This window comes from Candidatus Binatia bacterium, assembly GCA_029248525.1.
GTDB lineage: Bacteria > Desulfobacterota > Binatia > UBA12015 > UBA12015 > UBA12015.
In genome coordinates, this window is record JAQWJE010000049.1 from 315165 (window position 1) to 341987 (window position 26823).

Consider the following 26823-nt stretch of genomic DNA (forward strand, 5'->3'; position numbering starts at 1 on the left):
CGAATCGGTGACGTTGGGTGGGCATGAAGAAATTGATTCGCCAAGTTCTTGTTGCCGCGTGCTTGCTCGTTCTGCCGCTCGTGCGCGGGGCTGTTGCCGAGGAGAAACTGAAGGTCTTTGTTGCTCGCAAGATCATCACGATGGACCTGGCGTTGCCCGAGGCGACTGCGGTAGCCGTGCGAGGGGATACCATCGTATCGGTCGGCTCTCTGGAATCCTTGTCGCCGTGGCTGGCGAAATATCCCCATCAAATTGACAGGACCTTTGCGGATGCCGTCCTCATGCCGGGATTGATCGATCCCCACCTCCATCCGATGATGGCAGCGGTGATCCTGTCGATGAACTTCGCTACGCCGGATGGTTGGAATTTGCCGGACCGGACGGTTCGAGCGGTACGCGGAGCGGAGGCCTACCAGCAGCGATTACGGGAATTGGAAGCCGGAACACCACAGGACGAGATTCTTTTCGTATGGGGTTTCCAGCCTGAGTTTCATGGTGCGATCAACCGCGCGATCCTCGATGGCATTTCTCCCGATCGACCGGCCCTTCTCTGGCACCGCTCCTTTTACGAAGTTTATATGAATACGGCCGCGCTTGAGTTGCTGGAAATTTCGGCAGAGGAGGTGAAGGACCTGCCGGCAGCCAACTGGGAGGAGGGTCATTTTTACGAAACCGGTCTGGCGGCCATTCAGAAGAAATTGATGCCGGTGGTCGCTTCGCCTGCGAGGGTGGCTTCGGGCTTGAGGCAACTCCGCGACATCCTGCATGCCGGCGGGATTACGACTGTCGGTGATATGGCCTCGGGCGGGCTTGATCTCAATCTCGAGTTTGCGCTGATGCAGACGGTTTTCGAGAATGACGAGACCCCTTTTCGCGTCTTTCTGATTCCCAAAGCATACGGACTCGGTACCAAATTGGGTGACACGAAAGCCCTTGCCGAGATTCAGGCCTTGCCGAAGAAAAATACCCCGCGCCTGCAGTATATTCCCAACATCAAACTCTTTGCTGATGGCGCCTTCTTTTCGCAGCGAATGCAGTTGGGGCCCCCCGGCTATATCGACGGGCATGTCGGTGACTGGTTGATGACGCCCGCGGAGTTGGAAGACGCCGCTCGTGTGTATTGGAATGCGGGGTATCAGATTCATGTGCATGCGAACGGGGACGCCGGTATCGATGCGACGCTGGATGTCCTAGCGGCTCTGTTGCAGGAAAATCCGCGAAGGAACCATCGTTTCACGATTGAGCATTTTGGATATTCGACTCCCGCCCAGGTCGAGAGGATCGCGCGTCTTGGCGCGCAAATCTCCGCGAATCCCTATTATCTCTTCGCACTTGGCGATCTTTACGCCGAGGTCGGTCTGGGGACAGATCGTGCGGAGGTGATTTCCAGAATTGGTACTGCGGTGCGGCGTAGCATTCCGGTCGCTCTGCATTCTGATTTCCCCATGGCGCCCGCTCGTCCGTTGCAGTTGGCGTGGAACGCTGCTTCACGGCGAACCTCGAGCGGAAAGATTTTTTCTCCGGAAGAGCAATTGACGCTGGACCAGGCGTTGCGTGCGGTGACCATCGATGCCGCTTATATTCTGGGCAAGGAAGATCAGATTGGCAGCATTGTGGCCGGCAAGAAGGCAGACTTTACAGCCGTGGGTGTGGACCCTTACGAAGTCGGTGTTCGCGGTCTGGACAAAATTACAATTCGGGGCACTGTGTTCGAAGGCGAAGCGCACCCGGCAGCAGGAGTAGGTGAGTGATGAGTGGTCCGGGCGACAAGTTGATGGAGCAATTAACGCGGGAAGAAAAAGTGAGCCTGGTCGCGGGCCACGATATGTGGACGACGACCGCCATTCCGCGATTGGGGATTCCGCCCCTGAAGGTTACGGATGGCCCCAACGGGGCGCGAGGGGGGTCGTTTTCGGGAAAGGCCTCGGCCTGTTTCCCTTGCGGGAGTGCTCTCGCTGCCAGCTGGGATATCGACCTCGTGGAAGAGGTCGGCGAGGCTCTGGCGGACGAGGTCCGGACCAAGGGCGCCCGGATGCTGCTCGCGCCAACCGTCAACATTCATCGAACGGTTTTGGCCGGAAGAAACTTCGAATGCTTCTCCGAAGATCCACATCTGGCGGCCCGCATGGCTGTCGCCTACGTTCGCGGCGTCCAGAGTCGGCGGGTTTCGGTCTGCATCAAGCATTTCGTCTGCAACGATCAGGAATATGAACGGATGACGATTTCGTCGGAGTTGGGCGATCGCGCACTCCGCGAAATTTATTTACGCCCTTTTGAGGCCGCGGTGAAGGAGGCGGGTGCCCGTGGGGTGATGTCCGCCTATAACCGCATCCGCGGGACTTATGCCTGCGAGAACGAGCCACTTCTGCGTGATGTTCTTCGGAACGAATACGGATTCGCCGGGGTCGTTGTCTCTGACTGGTTTGGCACGCAATCGACCGCGGAAGCGCTGACTGCGGGCCTCGATCTCGAGATGCCGGGCCCGTCCCAGCGTCGAGGCGAGCATCTCGTCGCGGCACTCGAGGAAGGCGCAGTGGCGGAAGGTGCTCTGGATGCGGCCGTCCGCAATATTCTCGACCTTCTCGAGTGGACGGGTGCTCTCGAGGAGGGCGGACCTGAGGAGGAGGCCAGCAGCGATGCTGCCCGGCATCGTGATCTTTTGCATCGGGCGTCCGTGAATTCGATCGTTCTTCTTCGGAACGAGGGAAATCGACTTCCTCTGGCTGCGGAAAAGTTGTCGCGGATCGCGGTCATCGGCCCGAACGCGGATGAGATTGAACCGCAGGGCGGCGGGAGTGCACAGGTCGCGTTGGGCGAGATTCAATCACCCTTGCGGGCGATTCGAGAGCGCTTCGAGTCCTCGGCGGAGATCGCCTTTGAACGTGGCTGCGACATCCATCGCACGATCCCGGCATTGCGCTGCGCTGCGGTGATTGAATACTTTGAAGGGCGTGAACTCGAGGGTGCGGCTCTGGCGACCGAGGAAATTCGACGGCTTCATTTCACCTGGCTGGGTGTGCCGGCCAAGGAAGTTTCGACCATCTTTTCGGCGCGGGTGCGCTGCACCTATACGGCTGAGGAAACAGGAGCCTATGCTTTCGGGCTCGTGAGTGCAGGGCGCAGCCGTTTGAGCGTTGATGGCAAGATTCTTGTCGATAACTGGACAAAGCAGGAGACCGGCAGCTCGTTTTTCGGAATCGGATCGACGGAGGTCTCCGAGGAACTCCATCTCGAAGCTGGACGTTCCTACGAGATCGTTGTCGAGTATAGTTCCTTGCCGATGGGTGGGTTGGGAGGTGTCACGATAGGGTGCCTCGCACCTCGACCGGAGAATATGATGGAGCGGGCTGTAGCAGCCGCCACGAATGCTGACGCGGCGATCGTATTTCTGGGCTCCAATCCGGATTGGGAGTCCGAGGGTCGGGACCGCAAAAGTATGCAGCTGCCCGGGGATCAGGAGGAGCTGATCCGGCGGGTGGCGGCCGCCAATCCGAATACGATTGCCGTGGTCAACGCCGGTTCGCCAACGGCAATGGAATGGGCGGAGCAGGTGCCTGGGGTGCTGCAGCTCTGGTATCCGGGCCAGGAAGGGGGGCGGGCGATTGTCGACGTTCTCTTCGGCGATGCCGAGCCCGGAGGTCGTCTTCCGACGACGTTCCCCCGGCGTATCGAGGATGATCCCGCGTTCCTGCACTATCCGGGGGAGCGGGGGCATGTTGCCTACGGGGAAGGTGTCTTTGTCGGGTACCGTGGTTACGAGAAGAAGAAAGTGGACCCGCGATTCTGCTTTGGTCACGGACTCTCCTATGCCGAGTTTTCTTTCGGACCCCTCGAGTTGTCGTCGGCGGAGATGTCCGAGGCGTCACCGCTTACGGTATCGGTCTCGTTGGAAAATATCGGGAATCGGACGGGTAGTGAAGTCGTGCAGGTTTATATTGCCGACCCCGAGGCAAGCGTCGCCCGTCCGGAAAAAGAGCTCGTGGCGTTTCGCAAGGTTTTTCTCGAGCCCGGCCAGTCGAGCGAGCTATCGTTTACGATTACGCCTCGGGATCTTTCCTTCTGGGATCCGCAGCAAGGAGGGTGGCTGGCTGAAGCCGGGTCGTTTGAAGTCCGGGTCGGGCGTTCCTCGGGCGATATACGGGGGGTAGCGTCCTTTTCGCTCGCGCAAGATATCCGCGATGAATGCTGAGTCTCGTCTTGCCGGTTTGCCGAGGTAGCGTTAGTGGAGAACGGAGGGGTTTTGGCGCCCCTCGAGAATTGAAAGGATGATGACGATGGCAGTAAGGCTTGGCGATATCGCCCCTGATTTCACGGCAGAAACGACCGAGGGTACGATTCAATTTCACGACTGGATTGGCGACGGTTGGGCAGTTTTGTTCTCCCACCCGAAGGATTTCACCCCGGTCTGCACAACCGAACTTGGCTATATGGCTCGCATCAAGCCCGAGTTTGACAAGCGCGGCGTGAAAATCATCGGTTTGAGTGTCGACTCGGCAGATTCTCATACCGAGTGGTCCAAAGATATCGAAGAGACCCAGGGTACCGCGCCGAACTATCCCCTGATTGCCGATTCCGAGCGCAAAGTCGCGGACCTCTATGACATGATTCATCCCAACGCTCTGGATACGCTGACCGTGCGTTCGGTATTCGTGATCGGCCCCGACAAAAAAGTGAAGATGTCCTTGACCTACCCCGCGAGTACCGGCCGTAATTTCGATGAACTCCTGCGGGTGATTGATTCCCTGCAACTGACGGCCAAACACCAGGTCGCCACACCTGTGAATTGGAAGGACGGCGATCGCTGCATCATTGTTCCTGCTCTTTCCAATGATGAAGCACGCGAGAAGTTTCCGGATGGCTGGGAGGAGCAAAAGCCCTATCTCCGCCTCGTGAAACAACCGAAATCATAAGGTCCGGTTCCTCGATGTCTCAGAATCCACTTCTTTTCCCCGGTGGTTTGCCGCCTTTTGACAAGATCGACCCCACGCATATCCGCGCAGGCATGCGGGAACTCCTTGCTGAAATGGCGTCCGAGCTCGAGACGTTGGAGGGGGCGGCTGGTCCAACTTGGGATGCAGCGGTCGAGGCACCGTCTGCGTTGGGTGAACGACTGGGTCGAGCGTGGGGCGTTGTCGGTCATTTGATGGGCGTCCGAAATTCGGATGAACTGCGCGCGGCCTATGAAGAAGTGCAGCCGGAAATTGTCGCCTTCGGTCTGCGGATCGCGCAGAGCCCGGCTCTGTTCGAAGCGCTGGAGGGCCTCGCGAGCAGCGATTCGTTTTCGGCGATGGATCAAGCGCAGAAGCGGATCATCGAGTCGTCACTGCGGGATGCGCGCCTTTCGGGTGTCGCTCTGCGCGGCGCGGAGAAGGAACGTTTCAACGCGATTCAGTCGGAAATGGCGGAGTGCGCGACCAAATTTTCGAACCATGTTCTCGATGCAACCAAGGCCTTCGCACTGACGTTGACTGCGGCAGAAGATGTCGAGGGGTTGCCGGATGGCCTGAAACAGTTGGCGTCGCAAGCTGCGCAGGAAGCTGGCGCCGGGGAGAGCACTCCGGAGGCTGGACCGTGGCGGATGACACTCGACGCGCCGAGCATGGGCCCTTTCTTGCAATATTCACCTCGGCGTGAGTTGCGCGAGAAAATTTACCGAGCCTTCATCACGAGGGCGAGTTCCGGTGAAAATGATAACCAACCCTTGATCGCCCGCATTCTGGAACTGCGACGCGAAGAAGCCCAGCTGTTGGGTTTCGAGGATTTCGCCGCGATGAGTCTCTCGACCAAGATGGCGCCCGATGTGGCGACAGTCGAGAGCATGTTGGAGGATCTCCGAGGTTCGTCCTTTGACGCGGCCGCAAGCGACCTTGCCGATTTGCGTGAGTTGGCCGCGACACGAGGAGCCCCTGAAAAAGAAGGTCTCCAGCCTTGGGATCTTGGGTATTGGTCGGAGCGACTACGCGAAGAGCGTTACGATTACAGTGAGGAGGCGCTCCGCCCCTACTTCCCGTTCCCCCGGGTTTTGGAAGGGCTTTTTGCTCTCGCCGAGCGTCTCTTTGGCATTCGGATTACCGCTGCCGACGGGGAAGCTCCGGTCTGGAATCCCGAGGTTCGGTTTTTCCGTGTTCAGAATGAGGCAGGGGAAGAGGTCGCGGCTTTTTATCTCGATGCCTATAGTCGCCCGGCAGAAAAGCGCGGCGGGGCCTGGATGGATGAGTGCATTGGACGGGCACCGGGCAAGAAGCCGGTCGCCTATCTGGTCTGTAATCAGGCTCCCCCGGTCGGTGATCAACCATCTCTGATGAGTTTCCTCGAGATCACCACACTCTTTCATGAATTCGGCCACGGATTGCAGCATATGCTCACACGCGTCGAGCGGCCGATGGTCTCGGGAATTCGAAATATTGAATGGGATGCCGTGGAGCTCCCAAGTCAATTCATGGAGAACTGGTGTTACGAGCGTGAGGTGTTGTTGGGCCTCTCCGAGCATATCGAAACCGGGGAGCGTCTCCCCGTCGAAGTATTCGAGAAGATTCGTGCGGCACGGACATTCCGCGCTGGCTCGGATATGTTGCGACAGCTGTACTTTGGCCTGACGGATCTGGCCTTGCACCATAGTTTCGACCCACAGGGTGAACGAAGCGCCTTTGATATCCAACGGGAAGTGGCATCGAAGACGACGGTCCTTCCACCCTTGCCGGAAGATCGTTTCCTTTGTTCCTTCGGACATATCTTCGCAGGCGGGTATGCGGCTGGCTATTACAGCTATAAATGGGCCGAGGTTCTCTCGGCAGATGCTTTTGCCGCATTCGAAGAAGTGGGGCTCGAGGACGAAGCGGCCGTGCGTGAGACGGGCCGACGTTTCCGGGATACGGTGCTGGGTCTCGGTGGGAGTCGTCCGCCGATGGAAGTTTTTTCCGAGTTTCGTGGGCGAGAGCCTTCGACCGAGGCCTTGCTGCGTCACGCCGGTCTGCGATAGCGAGGCAGGGCCTCGATCAGCTGAGGCGTTCGGTCGGATTTGAGACAAGGAGGCCTCAGCGGTGGATTTGGATCAGGTTTATAGAGAGAGTGCCCCCTTTCTCCGAGGGGTTGGCTATCGGGTGTGTGGCGACGTGTCGGTTGCCGAAGATCTTTTGCAGGAAACCTTCCTGCGAGCGCTGGAGCAGATGACCTCGGCGCCGCCCGAGCGCGACGACCTCCTCGGGATTTTCATCCGGCTTGCGGTGCCGGCTTTGCAGAGCCGACGGTCCCGCAGCTACGCTGGTCGTTGGCTACCGATGCCTGTCCAGACGGATCTCGGCGGCGTGGGAGTTCCCGATGCTGTCTCGGCAAATGCCACGCTCGGTTTCGACTCCCTTCTGGCGCTCGAAGAGCTTGAGGCTCAAGCCAGAGCTATTTTTGTTCTTGGCGAGATTGCCGGTCACTCGCTTCCCGCAATCGCAGAAATTTTCGCGCTACCCCTCGAGGCCGTAGAGCTCTCGCTGGTAGATTCGCGGTTGGCTCTGGAGCGCGACGGTCGCTATCCCACCAACCTTGCGGGCTCATCGGGGATTCGAACTCTGGTCGAAGGCCTGGCCACGCTTTCGGGGTCGGGCGCATTCAGCTTTCCTCGCGACGTGGTTGCCCCCCGGCTGGCAGTGGCTTTCGACCACGGTGGGACCTGTAACGCGCCGGACAATCAATCATGCTCTCCGGGAGCTGCCGCAAACCTCCTGCAGGGCCTCCTGAACCACGGCAAGGCGAAGCCGGAAGTCCAAACGGCCGAGGTGAACTTCGAGCCGGCTCTGCTCGCAGAAATTGGCGAAAGCCCGGAAGGCGAGGCGGAGAGATTGGCGATTCTCTTTGGCCGCGAGCCCAGTGGAATGCTTTCCCGGATCCATGTAGTTCTCGCGCCAGCCAAGCTCCGCGCCCTCTCCTTTGATGGTCTGCGCCCAAGCCTCGGTGAGCTTCTCTAGCGCTTAGAGATTGCCCTTATGTTGGGCCAGATCGATGGAGAGCACCGCCCCGGTCATCCCCGAAGCGCGCGCAGAAGATGCGAAAATAATCGCGTCCGCGACTTCCTCGTCGGTGACCATCCGACCCGCAGGAATCGTGGAGAGCATGCTTTGGTAGAATTCGGGGTTGTTTTTTCGTGCATCGTCCCAAATGCCGCCGGGAAATTCTACAGCACCGGGAGTCACGCAGTTGACGCGAATTTTGTGGGCCGCATGGGCAACCGAAATATTCTTGGCATGGCTCAGGAGGGCAGCCTTGAGTGCGGAATAAGCGGGTGGGCCGGGTGCCTCGAGTGCCGCGGTGGAAGAGACATGCACAATAGCTCCGCCTCCAGACTGCTCCATCCAGGGCAGGACATGTTCGGTGGCATGGACTGCGGCCATCAGGTCGATCGCAAAACTTTTTTCCCAGTCGTCGGCGCCGCCCCCGAAAGCAAAGGCCGAGGCGTTATTGATGAGAATATCAACGGCGCCGAGATTCTTTTTCGTCCGGTCCAGGAAACCTCGCAGCGCATCGAGGTCAGCCACATCACATCTTTCGCTGAAGACGCGCACGCCGAGAGACTCGGCCTCCTTGTGTGCGAGAGCGAGATTTTCGGCCCCGCGCGCACAGATCGCAATATTACAGCCCTCTCGAGCCAAACCGAGTGCGGTAGCCTTCCCGATTCCACGACTCGCGGCGATCACCACCGCGACCTTGTTCCTGATTCCCAGATCCATTCAGAGTCCTCCTTCCTACTGGCTACCGAAAGAGAAGCCGTTTCGAAAATAGGGCGTGGATCGATATGAATTCATCCGCTGCTCAGGCTAGTTTGCGGGGACGTGAGACACGACCACAGACCCTTTCTTTTGCTCCGCGCCATCCTTGCCTTTGAGGGGTTCTGGGTGCGTCAATTTCTCAGTCCGCGGATGGACGGACTGGGAGAGGGTCATTTGATTCGAAAACCCTGGTACGTCCAGATTCGCGGTTTCGCTGTTTCGGCCGGGCCCTTTTTTCATATCGTGGCAGATCGAGCGCGACCTGTGGAAATCTGTGGCTGGGGAACAGCCGAGCAGCATGGCGAGGTGCAATTGGGCGCGCATTGCCTGATCCTTCCGGGTGTCAGGATCCAATCGGCCATCCGGATCGAGATTGGTGATGACTGCATGGTGGCCGCTGGCGCGTATATCACGGATGCGGATTGGCATGGTCTCTATGACCGCACTCATGAAGGCGGCGCGCGCGCCCCGGTGACTTTGGGGAATAACGTCTGGATCGGAGAAGGCGCTTGCGTTCTCAAAGGCGTCACGATTGGCGAAAACTCCGTGGTGGGAGCACGAGCTGTTGTCGCCGAGGATGTGCCAGCGAATGTCGTCGTTGCGGGGAACCCGGCGAGGGTGGTCAAGGAGCTCGATCCCGAGGAGCCGAGAAAGACCATGGGTTCGCTTTTTCCGGATAGCCCGGCAGAAGTGAAAGCACGGCAAAAATACATTCAGCACCTGGCACTCAGCAAGAACGGCTGGTCGAGTTGGTTCCGCACGCTTCTCTTTCCGCGCCGAGGAGATTAGTTTCCTACCAATCGCGAACGGGTTACCGTCGCGACACGCACTTAAACTAGCGAGGTTTTTTCCATGAAGGCGGCAATTCTCAGAGAGCGACAAAAAGCACTGGAAGTTCATAACGACGTGGAGGTGTTGGATCTCGGTCCTGGCGATGTACATGTCCGGCTCGTGGCAAGCGGAGTTTGTCACTCGGATTTATCCGCACAGAACGGGACCCTTCCGGGGCCCTTGCCCTGCGTGCTCGGGCATGAGGGCGCGGGGATCGTGCTGGAGGTGGGTTCCGGGGTCCAGGGATTGAGTAGTGGCGATCATGTGATCGCCTCCTTTACCCCTGCCTGCGGCACATGCCGTCGTTGCTTGGGTGCACAGCCTTATCTGTGCGAGATGATGCATCGTATTTCGCAGGCGACACGCTTTCGCATCGGCACCGAAGAGATCGCCGGCTTCTGCGGTTTGGGGACTTTTGCGGAGGAGATGGTCGTGCCGGCAGCTTCGTTGGTCGCGATCCCCGCGGATATTCCACTGCACGTCGCGGCTCTGATCGGCTGCGGGGTGACCACGGGGGTAGGCGCATCGATGTGGACGGCCGAGATTCGTCCGGGCTCGTCGGTATTGGTGATCGGCGCCGGCGGCGTCGGCATTGCTGCGATTCAAGGCGCAAGAATCGCGGGGGCAGCTGAAATCCTGGCCGTGGATATGGTCGAGGCGAAGTTGGAACAAGCGAAAACCTTCGGGGCGACGCATGCTGTAACTCCGGACCAACTCGATGATGCCAAGGCGACGCTGACCGGGGGTGACGGATTTGATTACGCGCTGGAATGCATCGGTCGCTCGGACACGGTCCGTCAGGCCTACGATGCGACTCGGCGCGGTGGGACTACGGTCGTCGTCGGTATGGGCAGTTTCAAGGACAGCCTTTCCTTGAACGGTTTTGAATTGGCCTATCAGGCCAAGACGCTCAAGGGCTCGATGTACGGCAGCGCGGATGTGCGTACGGACTTCGCCAAACTCCTTCGCCTGTGGCGCCAGGGGAAGCTGGATCTCGAGGGTATGATCAGTCGTCGAATTGCTCTCGATGACGTGAATGACGCTTTTCGGGCAATGGAAGCAGGCGAGGTGATTCGCTCCGTGATCGATTATTGAGTGTCCGTTTCCAAAGCGGCTCAGGGGAAAACGCTATGGGTAGGCTGGAAGGCAGGTCGGCAGTGGTTACGGGTGCCGGGGACGGGATTGGTCGGGGCATTGCTCGGCGTTTCGCTCGCGAGGGGGCCCATCTGCTCCTTGCCGAGAAGGACGAAGCTCGCGGCCTGCGCACAGCCGAGGAGATTCGCGAGGAAATCGGAACCGAGGTCGAGTTTCTGCTGACCGACGTTGCGGATAAAAGCGCAGTTGAAGCGGCTGTCGATAATTGCGCGAGTCGCTGGGGCCGCGTGGACATCGTTGTGAATAATGCATGGGGTGGGGGCACGACGAGCCGGCTCGAGGAGAAAACCGACGAGCTTCTCCGACATGGTTTTTCGGTCGGCGTCATGGCTTCTTTTTGGTCGATGCAGGCTGCCTTTCCGCATATGAAAAGCCAGGGCTACGGGAGGTTTATCAATTTATGCTCCCTGAATGGTGTCAACGCTCATATGTTCACGGTCGAGTATAATATTGCCAAGGAAGGATTGCGGGCCCTCACGCGCACAGCCGCCCGAGAGTGGGCGTGCCATGGGATCGTGGCCAATATTATTTGCCCCGCGGCAGCAACGGCCGCCTACAAGGCCTTTGCCGAATGGAGTCCCGAAAATGCCGCCGATCTTCTGCGGCAAAATCCGATGGGCTATATGGGCGACCCCGAAGAGGATATCGCTCCGGTCGCGGTATTTTTAGCGAGCGAAGACGCGCGCTATATGACGGGGAATACTCTCTTTGTCGACGGAGGCGGTCATATTAACGGAGTGTCCTGGGCACCCGAACTACCCTGAGGTTACCGCAACCGGCTCCTTGCTGCGGGGTGCGAGAAGCCATCCGAGAGCCCAGCCAGCGGCGAGTCCGCCCGCATGCGCGAGGTGATCGCTTCGTGGACCGGCGCCGATCAGCAGGGCGTAGGCGCCAATAACACCGGCGACCATTTGCCATGCCCGATATCGACTTTGGTGGCGATTCGCGATGGCATGTCCGGCGCAAGCGCCGAGGATACCGGCAACGCCGCCGGAAGCCCCGGCTTTAAGAGCTCCGCTGGGCGACAGAACATGGCTGACGATATTGCCGCCGACTCCGCTGAGAAGAAAAATCGTCAGGAAGCGAAATCCGCCGAAAGCTCTGGTCACCAGAGGGCCGATCAACGTAAGGGTCAAAAGGTTCGCTGCGAGGTGAACGAAATCGAAATGAACGAAGACCGCTGTAGCAAAGCGCCACACCTCGCCTTGGTCAATCTTCTCCCAGGTGAGAGCACCGTTGCGCAGAAAGTCGGCTCGTTGCGGGCGCGGACTTTGTTGGTAGAGACGAAAGAAATTCAAGCCTTCAAGAAGAAACAGGTAGACCAGAACTTGAATCTTGAAAGGCTCGGGCTCTGTCCGGACAGGTTTTCGGGTGGGTACGGGCGTCTGCAGTCGCTCTTCGTCATACTCTTCGGCGAGCAAGCGCTCGACACGAGCGACATCTCGATCGTCGACCAACAGCTCAGCCTGGCCGCCGGCGATCGATTGAACCTCGGCATCGATACCCATCGAGCCAAGAAGCGCAATCACTTCATTGGTGCGTGTTGCATGCAGGGTCGTGAGGGCGAGCCGGGGCATGGGGCAAGACTGGCCGCCCCCGCGGCAGGATGCAAGTGGGGACAATCGTTCGGGGAGCGGTTCAGATGGAGATCGCGGGCAACTGCAGGCCACATTGTCCGCAAAAAGCATCCGTCTCGTTGCGACGGGCCCCGCAAGCGGGACAGAAACCGAAGTCGGCATCCTCCCCGGTTTCCGAAGGCCCCTCGAGAACGTCCAACTTCCGAATCGCTTCCATGGCTTCGGTTTCGAGTTCGTTGCGGATGGTCTCGTAGTCCATTTCGGAAAGCTTCCCGGTCGCATGATCCATCTCGGCATCGCGCAAGCTGCTCAGGGCATTATCCCTTTGCTTTGCGAGACTGAGAAACGCTTCTTCGTCCGGGGTCTCTCCGGGGATCGCACCGGTGTCCGCGGCGGAACCAAAAAGAAGCGGCCAGCTGATGAAGGTCGCGGCAACGAGGACGATTGCTCCTCCGATAATTGTGATCAGCATAGGAGTCCTCGATTAACTTCGATCGTCGAATTTTTTGAGTTCGTCTTCCAGACGTGCCCGAAGTTCAGGGTCGGTTTTCACCGACGTGCCACCTGCGCCCGCGGGGCCTCGATCGTTGCGGCGCCACCGCCAAAGAATATAGGCAACGCCCAAGGTACCGAAGCCAAGCATGATGAAAGGCACCGTCCAGGCCGCGAGATTGAAGCCACGCGAGGTGGGCGACGAGAGGATGATCTCGCCATATTTGGTTTCGAAATGGGACAGAATTTGGGGCAGGTCCCGACCCTCCGCGATTTGGCTCGCGATCTCGAGTTTGAGAGGTTCTCCCGAACTGCAGCTCAGGTGGTTGCACGAATGGACGGTGAGTCCGCAACCACATTGGCATGTCAGGGAACTCTCGACCTGACCCTGCGTCGGTAGCCGGTTGTCCGAGGCGATGGGATTCAGAGCTTCGCAGCCGCCCAAAAGAAAGATCAGGGCGAGACTCGCACAAAATCTCAGGGCCAGACGGACGGTCGATCTCATGCGGTTCGCCCGCCAGTCGGTGCTCCATCAGCCTTGGCGCGTTCTGCGGCGAGGGCGGTTCGTTCAGCGTAAGAAGGCCACATGCAAATGCCGGTACCGAGCGTCAGAACCCAGCCCCCAATCCACATCCAGGCGATCAAGGGATTCACGAAAACCTGGAATATTCCGAGTCCACTCTTTGGATCGTAGCTTGCGAGGACCACATAAAGATCCTCGGCGAGCGTGGATCGTATGGATACTTCGGTGGTTGGCTGCTCCGGTTTTTTGTAGAATCTCTTTTCCGGGTAGACCATGCCCAGCGCTTCGCCGGAGTCGCTATAGACAGCAACCCGCGCGCGCAAGACTTCGACATGTTCGTCCGAGTGGTCTTCCACGCCCTCGTAGCGCAGGACATAGCCGGCAATCGGAAGCTCTTGCCCGACTTCCAGCGGCTCCTGTTTTTCCACCCGGAAAATTGATGAAGCGACGATGCCGACAAAGATCATCACGATACCGACGTGTACGATATAGCCGCCATAGCGCCGCCGATTTTTTCCGATCAGGCGAGACAGCGCGGTCCAGGGGCGTTCGCCCATGATCCGCTGTCGGACCCGCATCCCCCTCCAGAATTCCACCCAGACGGCCGCCAACGCGAATGCAGCGATCGAGAAGGCCACCGTCGAGTAGAAGTTGCCCCCATCCAGAAAGATCGAGAGCGCACCGATCAGAAGACCGAAGCCGCCTGACCAGGCGAAGCTTCTTTTCAGGCTGGACCATGTGGCGCGACGCCACGCGATAACGGGTCCGATCCCCATCAGGAAGACCAGCGCGAGTGCCAGAGGTGCATTGACTCGATTGAAGAACGGGGGCCCGACGGTGATTTTCACACCGCGCACCCACTCGGTGATGACCGGGAACATCGTTCCCCAAAATACGGTGAAGGCGATGCTGACGAAAATGAGGTTATTGAGCAGAAAGGCAGCTTCCCGCGAGAAGACGCTTTCCAGCTCGTTGCGGCTCTTGAGCAAGGGCAGGCGCCAAATCAGAAGACCTACGGAGATCACGACCATCGCGAGGAGGAAATAGAGGAAGAAGGGGCCCAGGCCGGATTGCGTGAAGGAGTGCACGGAGGAGATGACGCCCGATCGGGTCAGGAAAGTGCCGAAGATCGTGAGAGAGAAGGTCAGAATGACCAGCGACATATTCCAGACCTTCAACATGCCCTTTTTTTCCTGAATCACGACCGAGTGCAGGAATGCGGTTGAGGTCAGCCACGGCATGAACGCAGCGTTCTCGACCGGATCCCACGCCCAATAGCCTCCCCAGCCGAGCACGACATACGCCCAGGCAGCGCCGAAAAGATTACCCAGGGAGAGAAAGAACCACGAGAATAGCGACCAGCGTCGAGTGGTGCGGATCCAGGTTTCGCCAAGTTGGCCTGTGACCAGCGCGCCGATGGCGAAGGCGAAGGGGATCGTTGTGGAGACAAAGCCAAGGTAGAGCGAGGGAGGATGAATCGTCATCCAGTAATTTTGGAGGAGTGGGTTGAGGTCCGATCCCTCTTGCGGCACGAAGGCCAGCCTCTCGAATGGATCGGTCACAAACACCAATAATGAGAGAAAGAAGGCTCCGGTCGTCAGGACCGTGGCCGTCACCCACGGCATCAATGCCTGATTTTGGTGCCGGTTCTGCAAGAGAACAATTCCATTGAACAGGCAGAGAATGAAGGTCCAGAAGAGCAGAGAACCTTTCATGCCCCCCCAGAGCGCCGAGAAGGTGTACCAGAGAGGCAGAGTCGAGGAACTGTAGCTGGCGACATACTCGACGTTGAAGTCGCGGGCGAAGAGTAGTTGCAGGAGGCAACCCGTGGCGATCGAGGTGAGGGCGGTAAAGGCCCATGCGGCGTTGCGCCCGCTACGTGTCCAATTCTCGTTGTGCTTCAGGCCCCCTGCAATACTGGCGATGACACCCCAGATGGCCACAATGAAGCCCAGCACGACCGCCAAGCGTCCGATTTCTGTCATGCCTCTATCCTAGAGCGTTGTGCTCGAGGGCGCCACTGCGCCGGCCGGAACTTCGTCAGGTTGGAGTTCGGCTTCGTATTTGGACGGGCAAGTGGTCAGCAATGTGTCAGCTTCCAGAACTCCGCCTGCCACGGTCCCTTCGACGATCACATCGCGCCCCTCGGCAAACATATCGGGTAAAATGCCGTTGTATCGTACTTCAAGAATGCGAACGGTACCCGGTGCCAAGTCCACTACGGGACGGTCCTCGTGCATGCCTTCGCGGGGCGGGATGGGTTCCATCTGGAAAGCGAGATTCAGCGACATCGGATCCCAATCGACACTATCGCCGGCAACCCGGCCCGCGAGGCGCAACGATTTTCCGTCGTGCTCGCCTGCGGCAGCGGCATATTCCTCCATGGTGAGAAAATATGCCGAGGTTTCCTGCACGGCTGAGTAGATCAAGGTCGCTACAGCGGCGACGATGAGAAAGGATCCGAGAAGGAATTTGGATTTTCGATGCATGAGAGTCCTTGGCTTTCAGGTTACTGGATGTAAAAACGCCCCGCAATGTGGAGGTCGATATGAGTGAGACTCTGACAACAATCTGGAAGGCGACGGTACTCGGAATTGTCGAAGGTTTGACGGAGTTTCTTCCCGTTTCTTCGACTGGGCACCTGATTCTGGTTTCACACTATCTGGAATTCGGTTCGGCGGAATTCGAGATAATTATTCAGTTGGGGGCCATGCTGGCTCTGACCTGGGTCTACAGGGAGCGCCTGCTGGGCATCGCGAAAGACCTTCCGGAACGGCCTGAAACCCGCGCCTTTGTTGGCAAAGTGGCGTTGGCGTTTATGCCGGCGGCGGTGATCGGGCTACTTTTTCACGATTGGATCGAGGCCTGGCTTTTCCGGCCGGGCTTCGTGTCGTCCATGCTGGTGATCGGCGGATTGCTGATCCTCTGGATTGACGCACCGGGTCGTCGGGCTTCGACGGCCGATCTCGAGGAGGTTAGCTGGAATCAGGCGCTGGCCATCGGATTCGGCCAATGTCTTGCTCTCATGCCCGGCGTCTCCCGGTCGGGTTCGACCATTATTACTGGCCTGGTCGCCGGCCTGGAGCGTCGAGTGGCAACAGATTTCTCGTTCTTGCTCGCGCTGCCGACCATGTATGGCGCCTGTCTCTATACGATTTTCAAGGCGCGGGATCGACTCACCGATGAGCTCGGCCTGGGGATGGTCGTCGGCCTTGTAGCGGCGTACGTAAGCTCGCTGGTCGTCATTCATGTTTTCCTTCGCTTTGTGCAGACCAACTCGCTTCGACCATTTGGCTGGTACCGTATTGTCGTAGGCGGAGTACTGGTCATCGTCTTCTGGTCGGGGTGGGGGAATTAAGTATCGAGGGGCGCCTCGCCCGCCTTCGGATTGTCAAACCTGTCCAGCGACGATAGATCGCGAGAGGAATGCCTCGACAATGAGGCTGCTTTCAAAAGACAAGGAACAGAATTATGAGCGAGACCAAACGAGAGAAAGGCCTCCGGTTGATGGAGGATGTCTGCGGAATTGCCATCGATCCGGGCAATACGAGTCGGTTTTTGGAGCTGACGGTCGATAATCTTTTTGCCGACGTCTGGGGCAATGAATCTCTGGCGATTCGAGATCGCCGACTGGTGGTTCTCGGGATCCTCGCGGCCATGGGCGATGGCAGCAACCTCGGCGTTCATATGACGCAGGCTTTGAGTCGCGGAGACCTCTCGCCGGAAGAATTGGAAGAGATTCCTGTTCAGGTCGCTCATTATGCGGGGTGGCCCCGCGCGACCACGGCGCTTGGCGCCGCCGCGCAGGCGATTGCGACTCACCGCGAAAAGTCGGACGAAGCCGAGTAGGGTTTCCTCGGTCGGTCCATCCCTCACAGGATCAGGGGCGCGCAGGCTCAGCGTAGTTTGCGCGTCCCCTCCTGGAGGGAAGAAAACACATCCTGATCCACCGTCAGGTATTGAGATCCATCGAGAAAGAAAAGCGGGTCCTTGATCAGCGAGGGGTCAAATCCCTCTTTCCGATAGTCGACTTTCTGATGTTTGAAAGTGCCGGTGATCCGCATATCCTGCTGCAGACGCAGGAAGTAGGGCCGTTGGTAGCCGGGCAACTTCTCGATGACGAAACTTGTGAAATCCTCGAGGGAGAAGTCTTCCCGGCAATTCAGGCTGGCCATGCCTGCCCGACCATCAGCGCCCGGGACCAGAACGCCGTAGACATTGCTTTCGAGGACGCCGGGCGCATCATTGAGGATCTCCGCGACTTCGTTGGTGGATACGTTTTCTCCCTTCCAGCGGAAGGTATCCCCCACCCGATCGGCAAATGAGATCCACCAGTTTTCATGCAGGGTGATCAAATCTCCGGAATTAAAGGAGCGGTCCCCCTTGGCGAAGGCATCGTGCAGGATTTTCTTTTCAGTGGCTGCCTTGTCGGCATAACCGTCGAACGGCGTGGTCGTCGAGATCTGCGCGACCAGCAGGCCGGTTTCGCCGACGGCGACTTTTTCGCAGAACCCATCAGAGTTGCGCAGGACGTCGCCTGTCGCGAGATCGCACCGCAGAATGGATTGCCCCGGGCCGAGGCGACCGACCATCCCTGGCCGATTTTCGAGGTTGACGGTCGGTGCATTGCCTTCGGTGGCGCCATAGAATTCTCTGATCTCGCTGATCTGAAAGCGCTTGGCAAAAGTTGTCCAGATATCCGGGCGAAGGCCGTTTCCCGTAATCACGCGGATCTTGTGGTTGGTGTCTTCAGGAGATGCGGGTTGGTTGAGCAAATAGCGAAGCAGCTCTCCGATATAGACAAAGGCAGTCGCTTCGAATTGGCGAATATCTGACCAGAAATTCGAAGCAGAAAACTTCGTGCGCAACGCCAGCGTCGCGCCGGTCAGGAGGGAACTGCCCAAGCCGGCGAACATTCCTGTGGAGTGATAAAGGGGCAGCGGAACGTAGTTGACATCCCCGGGGTGCAGCTCCAGAAGACCGCGCCCGAACAGGCAGGATGCGGAAAACCAGCGAGAGTTCTTGATGATGGCCGCCTTCGGCAGTCCGGTCGTCCCGGAGGTATAAATATAGCACATCGGTGCATCGCCGCGTGGGAGTGCCGGGGGCTGCGGTCGATCGCCAGGGAAATTGGCAAGAAGTAGATTCGCCGAGGGAAAGGTTTCGGTAGGCACGCTTTCGGCTTGCTCGAAGATCATCTCCGATGGGATATTTTCCAATGTTTCGCGGACTTCGTGTAGTTTTTCCGCATGCTCGGAACCGACAATGCAGGCGCAAGCATTCGAGATCTGGATTGCGTGGGTAAGTCCCTTGCCGCTGATATTGGTGTTGATCAGAGCAGCGACCGCATGAATTCGGCCCAGACCAAGGAGCGCAAATATATATTCGGGGCGGTTGTCCATCAGCAACGCGACGGAATCTCCTGGCCCGATGCCACGGCTTTCAAAGAAGTTGGCCCAGCGGTCGGTCTCGGCGTTCGCCTGTCTCCATGTGTATCGCCGCTCCTTGAAGACCACCGCCAAATGATCGGCGTGATCGCGAGCCCGCTGCTCCATCAATCGAGCCGCACTCCATTTGCCCGAGGGGAGAAAGCCCGGCGCGTAGGGTGCCAGGCGGAGATAAAAGCATAATTGTTTCCATGCGGTGATCAGCTTTTCGCGAAAGTCCATGTTTGCCTCGTTGTTAATGTCTGGGGACAGATGTTCTTTTGGCACTGTAGGGGTGCCTGCGCCAGTTCGGTTGATGCGGGCTGCTTTCGCCGGAGATGCGCGCTAGAACATCGAGGATGTTGCGGGAAACTTCGGAGGAATTACTGCGTGTGGGCGGGCGCGTGGCGCGGGAGGCGGGCGCCTTGATCCGCGAACGTATGCCGCAATCGCGACAGATCGAAACCAAGGCGAATGCGGTCGATCTCGTGACCGACACCGATCAGGCGGCTGATCAGCTGATCCGCGGCCGTCTCAAGGAAGCTTTTCCCGACCATGGTTGGCTCACCGAGGAGAGCGGCGCTGCGCCCAAGTCGAGCGCCTCGGAGATTTGTTGGGTTGTGGACCCTCTCGACGGGACGGTGAACTTCGCGCATGGTGTTCCGCAATTTGCAGTCTCGCTTGCCGCTGTGAAGGGATTTTCTCCCGGCGAGGATTTCTCGCATGCGGAAGGCGAGACACTGGCGGGCGTTGTCTACGACCCGATGCGCGATGAATTATTTACCGCAGCACACGATGGAGTCGCATGCCTTAACGGTGAGCCAATCGCCGTCGCCAACTGTCGGTCTTTGGAGGAGGCGCTGGTTGCGACGGGTTTTCCCTATGATCGTCGGGAACGCGCCGATGAATATTTGCAGGACTGGCATCATATACTTCCGCGCTGTCGCGATTTGCGGCGCGCAGGTGCAGCCGCTCTGGATTTGGTTTGGGTGGCCATGGGTCGCGTGGATGCCTACTGGGAGCGCGGGCTGCAGCCATGGGATATTGCGGCAGGGGCCCTGATCGCGCGTCGGGCGGGTGCGCTATCGACAGATTTCTCCGGGAAGGATCTGTTTCTGGATGCGCGCGAGGTGATCGCGGCTGCACCCGTTGTGCATGATGAATTGCGGAGCTTCCTCGCACCGCAGAAAGGATCGGTCAGATGATTCGATTGGAGCGTCACGAAGAAGTTTTTGTGTTGCAAATGGATAACGGTGAAAATCGGTTCAATTGCGAGAGCGTCAGGGCCATGAGCAGCTTTCTCGATGAAGTCGAGGCAGTCAAAGGGCCGGCTGCGCTGGTGACCACCGGCAGTGGAAAGTTCTACTCCAACGGTTTTGATCTAGTCGAAATGATGGCAGACGACGGAGCTAATCTGGATCCTCTGCTGGGGGGAGCCTTGCGGGTCCTCGCCCGAATCCTGACCTTCCCGGCACCTACGGTAGCGGCAATCAACGGGCATGCTTTTGGTGCCGGGGCCCAATTCGGTGTTGCGCATGACTTTCAGGTCATGCGGTCGGACAGGGGCTATTGGTGCATGCCGGAGGTGGATATGCCGGCCCCATTGCATCCCGGGATGGTCGCTTTGCTGCAGGCCCGAATTCCGACGCGTACGGTCGCAGAGTTGATCACTACGGGTCGACGCTATGGCGGTCCGGAAGCGCTTGAGGCAGGGATCGTGGACGAGGTGGCGAATGAAACTCAGGTCCTTGAGCGAGCGATTCAAATTGCCGCACCCCTGGCGGCAAAGGCGGACCCGGTGATGTGCACCCTCAAGACCAGCCTCTACGGGCCTGCTCTTTCGGCGCTGGCATTGCCGCCATCGGCCACACCGGGGGTGGACCCCTCCCGGCCAATTCAGCCGCGATGATGCCAAGGGGCAAGCCGCGCCGAATCTAGATATTCAATAAAGCTTCGAGGCCGATGCCTCGGGATGCTTTCAGCAGCATCGTTGTAGAAGTCGCTTTGCCGAGGAGCGGGAGAAGCAGTCTTCGCGCCTCTTCGGTATCGCTGGCTTCCATGACCGAAAGTCCTCGGTCCCGAATTTCTGCCGCGATGGTTCTCGATAGGGGCCCCACGGTGATGATCCGGGTGTCGGCTGCGAGATCTGCGGTGAGTTTTGCGGCTTGTTCGCCGACTTCACGATGGGCCGCCTCGGTCTCATCGCCCAACTCCAGCATATCTCCGAGGACCAGGATCAGTTCCTTGCGTCCTCGGTGGAGTGCCAGAGCGGTTTCGAGCGCCGCGATGCAGGCAGCCGGGTTGGAGTTGTAGCAATCATCGAGAATCAAGAGAGGGCGGGTCGGATGTTCAGAGGCGACCAGTCGATGATCTGCGGGAATGACGCGAGCGAGACCCGTGTCGATCGTTGCGTCGGACACGCCAAGCTCACGGGCGACGATCGCGGAGAAGGCGGCGGCCCATGCAGCTGGCGCGCCGAGAAGCGGAGTGTGCAGGTTTCGCTCGCCGCTGTGGTGACTCAACGTAAAGCGAGTTCCGTCGATCGACATTTCGATGGAGCCGAGGTGCCAATCGTCCTCAGATCGCGTTCCCAGCGATTCGATGCGCAGGTGTTGACGCTTGCGGGCAGCCTCCACGAGTTTGGGTTCGGCAGAACCCACAACGGCCAAAGCGCCCCGGGGAAGAGAATCCAGGATTGTGGTTTCCTCCTCGACGACGCCATCGATTGTCTTCAGAAATTCAAGATGCTCACCGAAAGCAGCCGTGATGATGGCGATATCGGGTGCGGCCATTGCCGAGATTCTCGCAAGCTCCCCTGGCATGCTCGTGCCCAGCTCGAGGACCATGAGCTGGCTCCCTTCGGGCGTATGGAGAATCGCCAGAGGCGACCCCACCTGACTATTGGCATTGCCCGGGGTCGCGTGGGTTGGGGCGTGGGCTCCGAGAACGGCGAGCAAAGTTTCTTTTGTGGTTGTCTTTCCATTGCTCCCGGCCACCCCGATGACCGGAAGTCCGAGCATCTTGCGCCAGGCCGCGGCGAGCGCCTGGAGGCTCCGGGTCGAGTCCTCGACCAGAATCAGACATGCGTCTCCCGAGGGCACTTCCGAGGGCCGATGCATCACCAAGGCTCCCGCTGCCCCGTTCCGCAGAGCGGAGTCAAGAAAGTCATGCCCGTCGTGGTGCTGTCCGGGCAATGCCACAAAAAGCGAACCTTCCGGTACATCTCTCGAGTCGAGCACCGCCCGGGTGAATATCCTCTCCGGATTTCCGCAGAGAAGCTCACCGCGGCAGAGCTCCGCGATCAATTTGGCTGAAAGCCTCACAGGGAGCGGAGCTACCGGATGTTTTGCTGGAGTACAATTCCCCTCCCCCAAACCGGAATTGGGCAGGGCGCGGGAGGCGGGGGTCTCGGGGTAGACCAATCAACCCGGGTGAAGCAGGACCGGGTTTTCGGCGACTTGCCAGCCAAGCCGATTTAATGGCAGAGGTCAGGTGAATGCCCGTTGATGGAATTACGCGTCGCGACGAACCGGCCACCCTGCCGGCAAGTCAAAGCCGTTTGCTTTTGGGTGCCGCGCTGGCCTTGGGGCTGCAGTTGGGTCTATTTCAGGTGTTTATCTTCCGGAGCATTTGGCCCCTGATCATCTCTCTTCTGGGCAGCCTCGCTTTTGCTCTGACTGCGATGCTTCTTTGGCAGGTCATCTTTCCTCGCTTGCGCTGGCTGGATTCGCGCCGTCGACTCTTCTATCAGGTTCTGATCGCGGTGCCGGCGATTGCAGCCACCTCATTTCTCGTCACGAACGCTCGTGGATTTCTGCAAGGGCAAGCTACAATCTTTGATCCCTATATGGGCGATGATATCGCCGTGACGATTGCCGCCTCGCAACTACGTGCCGCGCCGACGGTTTTCTTTCTACTGCCAATTATTCCCATCGTGCTGCTGGTCGTGGTGGGCTTCAATCAGAGCTGGTGGCAGATTTTTCTTTATCGACGCCGGGAGAGCGAAGCGCGGGCGCTTGCCTCCGCAGCCCAGCTCAATGCACTGCGAACGCAGATCAATCCACATTTTCTTTTCAATAGTTTGAATTCCATCGCCCAACTAATTTCGGTCGATCCGGCTCGTGCGGAAGTTTGCGTCGAGAGGCTTGCGGAAATCTTCCGATACCTTTTGCAGAGCGAAAATCGGTCGTTCGTGACTCTGTCCGAGGAGTTGGCCATCGCAGATGCATATCTGGATATCGAGAGGGCTCGTTTTGGCTCGAGGCTGCGCGTCGAATTCCGTATCGAGGAAAGCGCTCGCTCGGGAAGGGTGCCGACCCTCATTCTGCAACCATTGATCGAGAATGCCGTCCGGCATGGCATCTCCAAAAAGCCTGGAGGCGGCATGGTTTCGGTGCACGCGACTCTCGCTGAGGATATGATTCACCTGGTAGTCTCCGACACGGGTGTCGGACTGGATCGGAGCCCGGATGAATGTCTTCTGGCGGGTGTCGGCCTGAGCAATGTGCATAAAAGGATTACGGTCCTGTTTGGCGAAGAATACGCACCGACAATGGAAAGCCGCGACGGGGGGGGAACGCGCGTTGAGATGCGTATTCCTCAGGATTCGGGACATTTCACAGAACAGAGGTCGGAGACGTGAAGGTGACAGCGATTCGGACAGCGGTTGTCGATGACGAGGATCTTGCCCGGGAGCGACTCAAGGGCTTCCTCGGAAATATCAAGGATGTCGAGATTGTGGGCGAGGCTTCTGACGGTAAGGAAGCGCTGGCGCTTATCGAGAAGGAGCAACCGGATCTGATTTTTCTCGATGTCGAAATGCCGGGACAAGATGGCTTCAGCGTTTACAAATCTCTCGAGGATCCACCGCACGTAATTTTTGCGACGGCCTATGACTCATATGCGATCAAGGCATTTGAAGTCGATGCGGTCGACTATCTGCTGAAACCATTCTCACAGAAGAGGGTGGAGGAGGCTGTCTGCCGGATCCGGGAACGTCTGCAAACGGATGTGAACCTCGGTGGAAGCACTGCTTCGGAGCGTCCGAGTTATGCTGTCCAGATTCCGGTCCATACGGCAAAAAAGATCGTCATCTTGCCGGTGGAAGATATACTCTGGTTCGCGGTCGAATCGAGGTTGGTCTACGCCTACGTCAACGGTCGATCGTATATGACCAATTTTACGCTTCGCGATCTGGAAGAAAGACTGGATCCGGAGGTTTTCTTTCGAGCGCATAAATCGCGCCTGGTAAATCTCCGACAGGTCAAGGAAGTCACCCGCTGGTTCGGTGGCCGCTTCCGTCTCTTGATGGCCGATGACGAAGGAAGTGAAGTCGAACTCTCCCGAGTACAGGCACGCACGCTGCGTGCCCGACTCGGTTGGTAGTTCGGGTTAGGCGGAGGGGAGCGATCGTCGCAAGGCGATAATTCCCAGGATCGCGGCGAGGACAGATCCCACAAAAATCCCGATTTTGGAACCAGCAATCAGGATTGGATCCGCGAACGCGAGATTCGTCACGAAAAGCGACATCGTAAAGCCGATGCCGGCAAGAAGGCCGACCCCAATAAGACTGCCCCAATTGACCCCGGTCGGCATGGCGGCAATCTTGCACTTGACGGCAAAGTAGCTGAACAGGCCGATGCCCAGAGGCTTGCCGAGGAGCAGGCCGCTGGCAACGGCGACGCCGACCATTTGGCTTGTCGGGTTAGTGAACACCGCCATATCGAAGGCCACCCCTGCGTTGGCGAGGGCGAATACCGGCATGATGAAGAAAGCGACCCATTTCTCGAGCAGGTTGGTCAGGTAGTCCAGCGGAGACTGCGAGCCCACATAAAGTCCCTGAATCTTTTCGAAAACATGAGCCTTTTTGTGACCGCCATAGTCGGCTTGTTGGTCCGGCCGCAGAGTATCTGTGAGGCTTTCGAAATGAGCGGCGGCCTTGTCCATCAGAGTTTCGTGCTCGCCGGTGTCTGCACTGGCCGGCGTAAGAAGGCCGAGCAGAACGCCCGCAATGGTCGCGTGAACACCGGACTCGTGCATGAAGAACCACGCAATGGCGCCGGCAATCCAGTAGGCCATGAACGATCGCACGCCGATCAGGTTCAGCGCGAGAACGCCACCAAGCGTCACGAAGCAGAGGACCAGCGACTGCATGTCGATATGCGCCGTATAGAAGACTGCGATCACGAGGACGGCTCCGAGATCATCCGCAATGGCAAGCGCGAGCAGGAAGATCTTCAGGGGAGCGGGGACGCGTGACCCGAGAGCCGTGAGAGCCGCTACTGCGAATGCAATATCGGTCGCCATCGGGACGCCCCAGCCGGAAGCGGCGGGCCCCCCCTGATGGAATCCGATATAGATCAGGGCAGGAACGACCATTCCTCCGATCGCACCGAAAAGAGGCAGCATGGCTCGCTGCAGGGATGATAATTCCCCGAGCACGACTTCCCGCTTGATCTCCATTCCGACGACAAAGAAGAAGATGGCCATCAGACCGTCGTTCACCCAATGAGCGAGAGATAGTTCGAGAAGATGATGACCGACGCCGATACTGATCGGCGTATGCCAGAAGTGATCATAGCTGGCTGCCCAGGGGGAGTTCGCCCAGACCAGCGCGACCACCGTCATCAGAAGGAGAAGGATGGCACCCCCGGTTTCCAACTCGATCAGGCGTTGGAAGGGATCACTGATAATTTGTACCGGACGGTTGCGGCGCTGCTTGGAGTTTTGATTCGCCATGGGAACCTCAGTTGTCGATGCGGGCCATTACCTGACCCGAAGCCCGGTCCACGATTTCAACGCGGACGTTTTTCTCGATGGAAAACTTCTTCTCTGCTTCGCGGATCCCGGCTTCCATTTTACCCAGAAAGGAAATTCTCATCACTTCGGGCATCTGGTCCATCGGGAAGCCGGCCATTTCCACGCGCAGAAGATCATCCGTTGGCCATTGGAGGCCGACGACTTTGGGTCCGGCGACCTTGGCATTGCGGAAAAGCCCGGCGACGGTGTTGCGGAATGTATCGTTCGCGGGCGCCGCCACCGCTCGCGGCGGGTGTGGGGAGTTTGGCTGGGTGGGAGAGGCCTTCAGCTTTTCGGCAGCAATGGCCGCTGCTTCTTCGAGACTCCCCCCACTTTCATTGGCTGCATCGATCAAGGTGCTCAGGCGTTCCTGCACGACGGGATCGCTGGCGAACTGGCGGGCTTTGGAGAGCTCGGCGAGAGCCTCGTCGCGCCGATCCAGCTTGTCGTAGACGATGCCGCGGTTGAAATAAGCCTGATAGAACTCCGGGTTGTTCTCGATGGCGAGGTCCCATTCAGCCAAGGCAGCATCGGAATCGCCCAACTCGTAGCGCATGGTGCCGAGGTCGGTTCGTACGGCGGCGTTTTCCGGCTCGATGAGCAGAAATTTTTCGTAATAGTCGACGGATGTATCACGGGCGCCCTGGTCATAGGCGAGATTCCCCAGACCACGCAGCCCGGTCAGGTTCTTCTCGTTACGATCGAGCAGGTGCTGATAGGCAGCGCCTGCTTTGGCCACGTAGGTGGGGTCGAGCCGGGAGGCTCGGTAATAAACCCCGGCTAATCTCTCCCAGGCTTCTGTATCGTCAGGAGTTTTCTCGGCTTCTGCGGCTTGTTTGCCAATGAATTCGCGAATATCCGGCGGCAGCTCGAATGTCTGGGGCGCGGGAGCCTGCACGGGGACGACCGCGCCGCTCTCGGTGCGGCGTTCGCCCGGTTTGAGGGCGCGCTCTTCCGCCCGGGATCTTTCCCAACCCCAGAAGCCTCCGCCGGCCACAAGCAGAAGAGCCAGCACGACAAAGCCGCCAACGCGGAAAGCCCCCGATGCGGGAGCAGCCACTGCGTCGGGCGTCGGGGCGTCCAGGGAGGCGCCACAGCTGGCACAGAAGCGATTATCAGATACGGCTTCGGCACCGCATTCGGGACAGAATTTGAACGACATGCTCCTTTTCTTAACGACCTGTTGCGTCAACGTCACGAGACCGAGTTAGAAAACAGTTCGTCATCGATGGTTGACAACCGGCCGGAACCGGAGATCGATAGGAGTC

The 26823-nt window shown here is 58.6% G+C and carries 24 protein-coding genes; 14 read left to right on the plus strand and 10 right to left on the minus strand.

Going from position 1 to position 26823, the window contains the following annotated elements; all coding sequences use genetic code 11:
- Positions 1–23 precede the first annotated feature (23 nt).
- From P8K07_13965 to P8K07_13985, 5 genes are all read left to right on the plus strand, one after another.
- Positions 24–1751 (plus strand): amidohydrolase, encoded by a 1728-nt coding sequence (locus P8K07_13965; GenBank protein MDG1959624.1) that lies wholly within the window; start codon positions 24–26, stop codon positions 1749–1751.
- Entirely contained in the window at positions 1751–4189 is a 2439-nt protein-coding gene (locus tag P8K07_13970; GenBank protein MDG1959625.1) for a glycoside hydrolase family 3 C-terminal domain-containing protein, read from the plus strand. The genes P8K07_13965 and P8K07_13970 overlap by 1 nt, the downstream gene beginning before the upstream one ends.
- Before the next feature lie 85 nt (positions 4190–4274).
- On the plus strand, positions 4275–4910 hold the full coding sequence (locus P8K07_13975) for a peroxiredoxin (GenBank protein MDG1959626.1): 636 nt from the start codon (positions 4275–4277) through the stop codon (positions 4908–4910).
- Positions 4911–4924: 14 nt separating this feature from the next.
- Complete coding sequence (locus P8K07_13980; protein MDG1959627.1) at positions 4925–6979, plus strand: M3 family metallopeptidase; 2055 nt, start codon at positions 4925–4927, stop codon at positions 6977–6979.
- 61 nt (positions 6980–7040) lie between these two features.
- Positions 7041–7955, plus strand: a complete 915-nt coding sequence (locus P8K07_13985) for a sigma factor (GenBank protein MDG1959628.1) — start codon at positions 7041–7043, stop codon at positions 7953–7955.
- 3 nt (positions 7956–7958) lie between these two features.
- On the opposite strand, the gene P8K07_13990 is transcribed toward P8K07_13985, so the two are convergent.
- On the minus strand, positions 7959–8714 hold the full coding sequence (locus P8K07_13990; GenBank protein ID MDG1959629.1) for an SDR family oxidoreductase: 756 nt from the start codon (positions 8712–8714) through the stop codon (positions 7959–7961).
- A gap of 102 nt (positions 8715–8816) precedes the next feature.
- Here P8K07_13990 and P8K07_13995 point away from each other — a divergent pair, with 102 nt between their 5' ends.
- The 3 genes from P8K07_13995 to P8K07_14005 all read left to right on the plus strand — a co-directional run bounded on the left by P8K07_13995 (position 8817) and on the right by P8K07_14005 (position 11503).
- Positions 8817–9542: an acyltransferase gene (locus tag P8K07_13995; GenBank protein MDG1959630.1), complete on the plus strand. Its 726-nt coding sequence runs from the start codon at positions 8817–8819 to the stop codon at positions 9540–9542.
- A gap of 63 nt (positions 9543–9605) precedes the next feature.
- A complete protein-coding gene (locus tag P8K07_14000; protein ID MDG1959631.1) occupies positions 9606–10679 on the plus strand; it encodes a Zn-dependent alcohol dehydrogenase in 1074 nt (357 codons plus the stop codon).
- Between the two features lie 35 nt (positions 10680–10714).
- Positions 10715–11503, plus strand: coding sequence for an SDR family NAD(P)-dependent oxidoreductase (locus P8K07_14005; protein ID MDG1959632.1), 789 nt, complete (start codon positions 10715–10717; stop codon positions 11501–11503).
- Here P8K07_14005 and P8K07_14010 read toward each other — a convergent pair.
- From P8K07_14010 to P8K07_14030, 5 genes are all read right to left on the minus strand, one after another.
- Positions 11495–12316: a rhomboid family intramembrane serine protease gene (locus P8K07_14010; protein MDG1959633.1), complete on the minus strand. Its 822-nt coding sequence runs from the start codon at positions 12314–12316 to the stop codon at positions 11495–11497. The genes P8K07_14005 and P8K07_14010 overlap by 9 nt on opposite strands.
- Positions 12317–12377: 61 nt before the next feature.
- Complete coding sequence (locus P8K07_14015; GenBank protein MDG1959634.1) at positions 12378–12788, minus strand: zinc ribbon domain-containing protein; 411 nt, start codon at positions 12786–12788, stop codon at positions 12378–12380.
- Positions 12789–12800: 12 nt separating this feature from the next.
- Positions 12801–13313 carry a cytochrome c-type biogenesis protein CcmH gene (locus P8K07_14020; GenBank protein ID MDG1959635.1) on the minus strand — a complete coding sequence of 171 codons (513 nt, stop codon included), beginning with the start codon at positions 13311–13313 and terminating at the stop codon, positions 12801–12803.
- Complete coding sequence (locus P8K07_14025; GenBank protein ID MDG1959636.1) at positions 13310–15316, minus strand: heme lyase CcmF/NrfE family subunit; 2007 nt, start codon at positions 15314–15316, stop codon at positions 13310–13312. Before P8K07_14025 ends, P8K07_14020 begins: the two co-directional genes overlap by 4 nt.
- Before the next feature lie 9 nt (positions 15317–15325).
- On the minus strand, positions 15326–15820 hold the full coding sequence (locus P8K07_14030) for a cytochrome c maturation protein CcmE (protein ID MDG1959637.1): 495 nt from the start codon (positions 15818–15820) through the stop codon (positions 15326–15328).
- A 59-nt stretch (positions 15821–15879) separates the two neighbouring features.
- Between P8K07_14030 and P8K07_14035 the strand changes: the two genes are divergently transcribed.
- Together P8K07_14035 and P8K07_14040 are read left to right on the plus strand one after the other, a co-directional pair.
- A complete protein-coding gene (locus P8K07_14035; GenBank protein MDG1959638.1) occupies positions 15880–16689 on the plus strand; it encodes an undecaprenyl-diphosphate phosphatase in 810 nt (269 codons plus the stop codon).
- Positions 16690–16802: 113 nt separating this feature from the next.
- Positions 16803–17180: a carboxymuconolactone decarboxylase family protein gene (locus tag P8K07_14040; GenBank protein MDG1959639.1), complete on the plus strand. Its 378-nt coding sequence runs from the start codon at positions 16803–16805 to the stop codon at positions 17178–17180.
- 47 nt (positions 17181–17227) lie between these two features.
- Here P8K07_14040 and P8K07_14045 read toward each other — a convergent pair whose 3' ends face one another.
- Positions 17228–19000 carry a long-chain-acyl-CoA synthetase gene (locus P8K07_14045; protein MDG1959640.1) on the minus strand — a complete coding sequence of 591 codons (1773 nt, stop codon included), beginning with the start codon at positions 18998–19000 and terminating at the stop codon, positions 17228–17230.
- A gap of 116 nt (positions 19001–19116) precedes the next feature.
- On the opposite strand from P8K07_14045, the gene P8K07_14050 reads away from it, so the two are divergent.
- Positions 19117–19962, plus strand: coding sequence for an inositol monophosphatase family protein (locus P8K07_14050; GenBank protein ID MDG1959641.1), 846 nt, complete (start codon positions 19117–19119; stop codon positions 19960–19962).
- The gene (locus tag P8K07_14055; GenBank protein ID MDG1959642.1) at positions 19959–20666 is read left to right on the plus strand and encodes an enoyl-CoA hydratase/isomerase family protein; all 708 of its coding nucleotides are present in this window, start codon (positions 19959–19961) and stop codon (positions 20664–20666) included. The genes P8K07_14050 and P8K07_14055 overlap by 4 nt, the downstream gene beginning before the upstream one ends.
- A 25-nt stretch (positions 20667–20691) precedes the next feature.
- Here P8K07_14055 and murF read toward each other — a convergent pair whose 3' ends face one another.
- A complete protein-coding gene (gene murF, locus P8K07_14060) occupies positions 20692–21996 on the minus strand; it encodes a UDP-N-acetylmuramoyl-tripeptide--D-alanyl-D-alanine ligase (protein MDG1959643.1) in 1305 nt (434 codons plus the stop codon).
- 257 nt (positions 21997–22253) lie between these two features.
- On the opposite strand from murF, the gene P8K07_14065 reads away from it, so the two are divergent.
- The gene (locus tag P8K07_14065) at positions 22254–23399 is read left to right on the plus strand and encodes a histidine kinase (GenBank protein MDG1959644.1); all 1146 of its coding nucleotides are present in this window, start codon (positions 22254–22256) and stop codon (positions 23397–23399) included.
- A 2-nt stretch (positions 23400–23401) separates the two neighbouring features.
- Entirely contained in the window at positions 23402–24142 is a 741-nt protein-coding gene (locus P8K07_14070) for a LytTR family DNA-binding domain-containing protein (GenBank protein MDG1959645.1), read from the plus strand.
- A gap of 6 nt (positions 24143–24148) precedes the next feature.
- Here the strand turns inward: P8K07_14070 and nhaA are convergent, their stop codons facing one another.
- Both nhaA and P8K07_14080 read right to left on the minus strand, forming a co-directional pair.
- Complete coding sequence (gene nhaA, locus P8K07_14075) at positions 24149–25495, minus strand: Na+/H+ antiporter NhaA (protein ID MDG1959646.1); 1347 nt, start codon at positions 25493–25495, stop codon at positions 24149–24151.
- A gap of 7 nt (positions 25496–25502) precedes the next feature.
- Positions 25503–26717: a tetratricopeptide repeat protein gene (locus P8K07_14080; GenBank protein MDG1959647.1), complete on the minus strand. Its 1215-nt coding sequence runs from the start codon at positions 26715–26717 to the stop codon at positions 25503–25505.
- Between the last annotated feature and the right edge of the window lie 106 nt (positions 26718–26823).

Excerpts from the sequence above, each read along its gene's own strand:
- P8K07_13970 (MDG1959625.1), top strand. The coding sequence starts at position 1,751 with ATGAGTGGTCCGGGCGACAAGTTGATGGAGCAATTAACGCGGGAAGAA.
- P8K07_13965 (MDG1959624.1), top strand. The coding sequence starts at position 24 with ATGAAGAAATTGATTCGCCAAGTTCTTGTTGCCGCGTGCTTGCTCGTT.
- P8K07_14035 (MDG1959638.1), top strand. The coding sequence starts at position 15,880 with ATGAGTGAGACTCTGACAACAATCTGGAAGGCGACGGTACTCGGAATT.
- P8K07_13990 (MDG1959629.1), bottom strand. The coding sequence starts at position 8,714 with ATGGATCTGGGAATCAGGAACAAGGTCGCGGTGGTGATCGCCGCGAGT.
- P8K07_14050 (MDG1959641.1), top strand. The coding sequence starts at position 19,117 with ATGTTGCGGGAAACTTCGGAGGAATTACTGCGTGTGGGCGGGCGCGTG.
- P8K07_13975 (MDG1959626.1), top strand. The coding sequence starts at position 4,275 with ATGGCAGTAAGGCTTGGCGATATCGCCCCTGATTTCACGGCAGAAACG.
- P8K07_14010 (MDG1959633.1), bottom strand. The coding sequence starts at position 12,316 with ATGCCCCGGCTCGCCCTCACGACCCTGCATGCAACACGCACCAATGAA.
- P8K07_14005 (MDG1959632.1), top strand. The coding sequence starts at position 10,715 with ATGGGTAGGCTGGAAGGCAGGTCGGCAGTGGTTACGGGTGCCGGGGAC.
- P8K07_14080 (MDG1959647.1), bottom strand. The coding sequence starts at position 26,717 with ATGTCGTTCAAATTCTGTCCCGAATGCGGTGCCGAAGCCGTATCTGAT.
- P8K07_14020 (MDG1959635.1), bottom strand. The coding sequence starts at position 13,313 with ATGAGATCGACCGTCCGTCTGGCCCTGAGATTTTGTGCGAGTCTCGCC.
- P8K07_13980 (MDG1959627.1), top strand. The coding sequence starts at position 4,925 with ATGTCTCAGAATCCACTTCTTTTCCCCGGTGGTTTGCCGCCTTTTGAC.
- P8K07_14055 (MDG1959642.1), top strand. The coding sequence starts at position 19,959 with ATGATTCGATTGGAGCGTCACGAAGAAGTTTTTGTGTTGCAAATGGAT.
- nhaA (MDG1959646.1), bottom strand. The coding sequence starts at position 25,495 with ATGGCGAATCAAAACTCCAAGCAGCGCCGCAACCGTCCGGTACAAATT.
- P8K07_14015 (MDG1959634.1), bottom strand. The coding sequence starts at position 12,788 with ATGCTGATCACAATTATCGGAGGAGCAATCGTCCTCGTTGCCGCGACC.
- P8K07_14040 (MDG1959639.1), top strand. The coding sequence starts at position 16,803 with ATGAGCGAGACCAAACGAGAGAAAGGCCTCCGGTTGATGGAGGATGTC.
- P8K07_14045 (MDG1959640.1), bottom strand. The coding sequence starts at position 19,000 with ATGGACTTTCGCGAAAAGCTGATCACCGCATGGAAACAATTATGCTTT.
- P8K07_14000 (MDG1959631.1), top strand. The coding sequence starts at position 9,606 with ATGAAGGCGGCAATTCTCAGAGAGCGACAAAAAGCACTGGAAGTTCAT.
- P8K07_14025 (MDG1959636.1), bottom strand. The coding sequence starts at position 15,316 with ATGACAGAAATCGGACGCTTGGCGGTCGTGCTGGGCTTCATTGTGGCC.
- P8K07_14030 (MDG1959637.1), bottom strand. The coding sequence starts at position 15,820 with ATGCATCGAAAATCCAAATTCCTTCTCGGATCCTTTCTCATCGTCGCC.
- P8K07_14065 (MDG1959644.1), top strand. The coding sequence starts at position 22,254 with ATGCCCGTTGATGGAATTACGCGTCGCGACGAACCGGCCACCCTGCCG.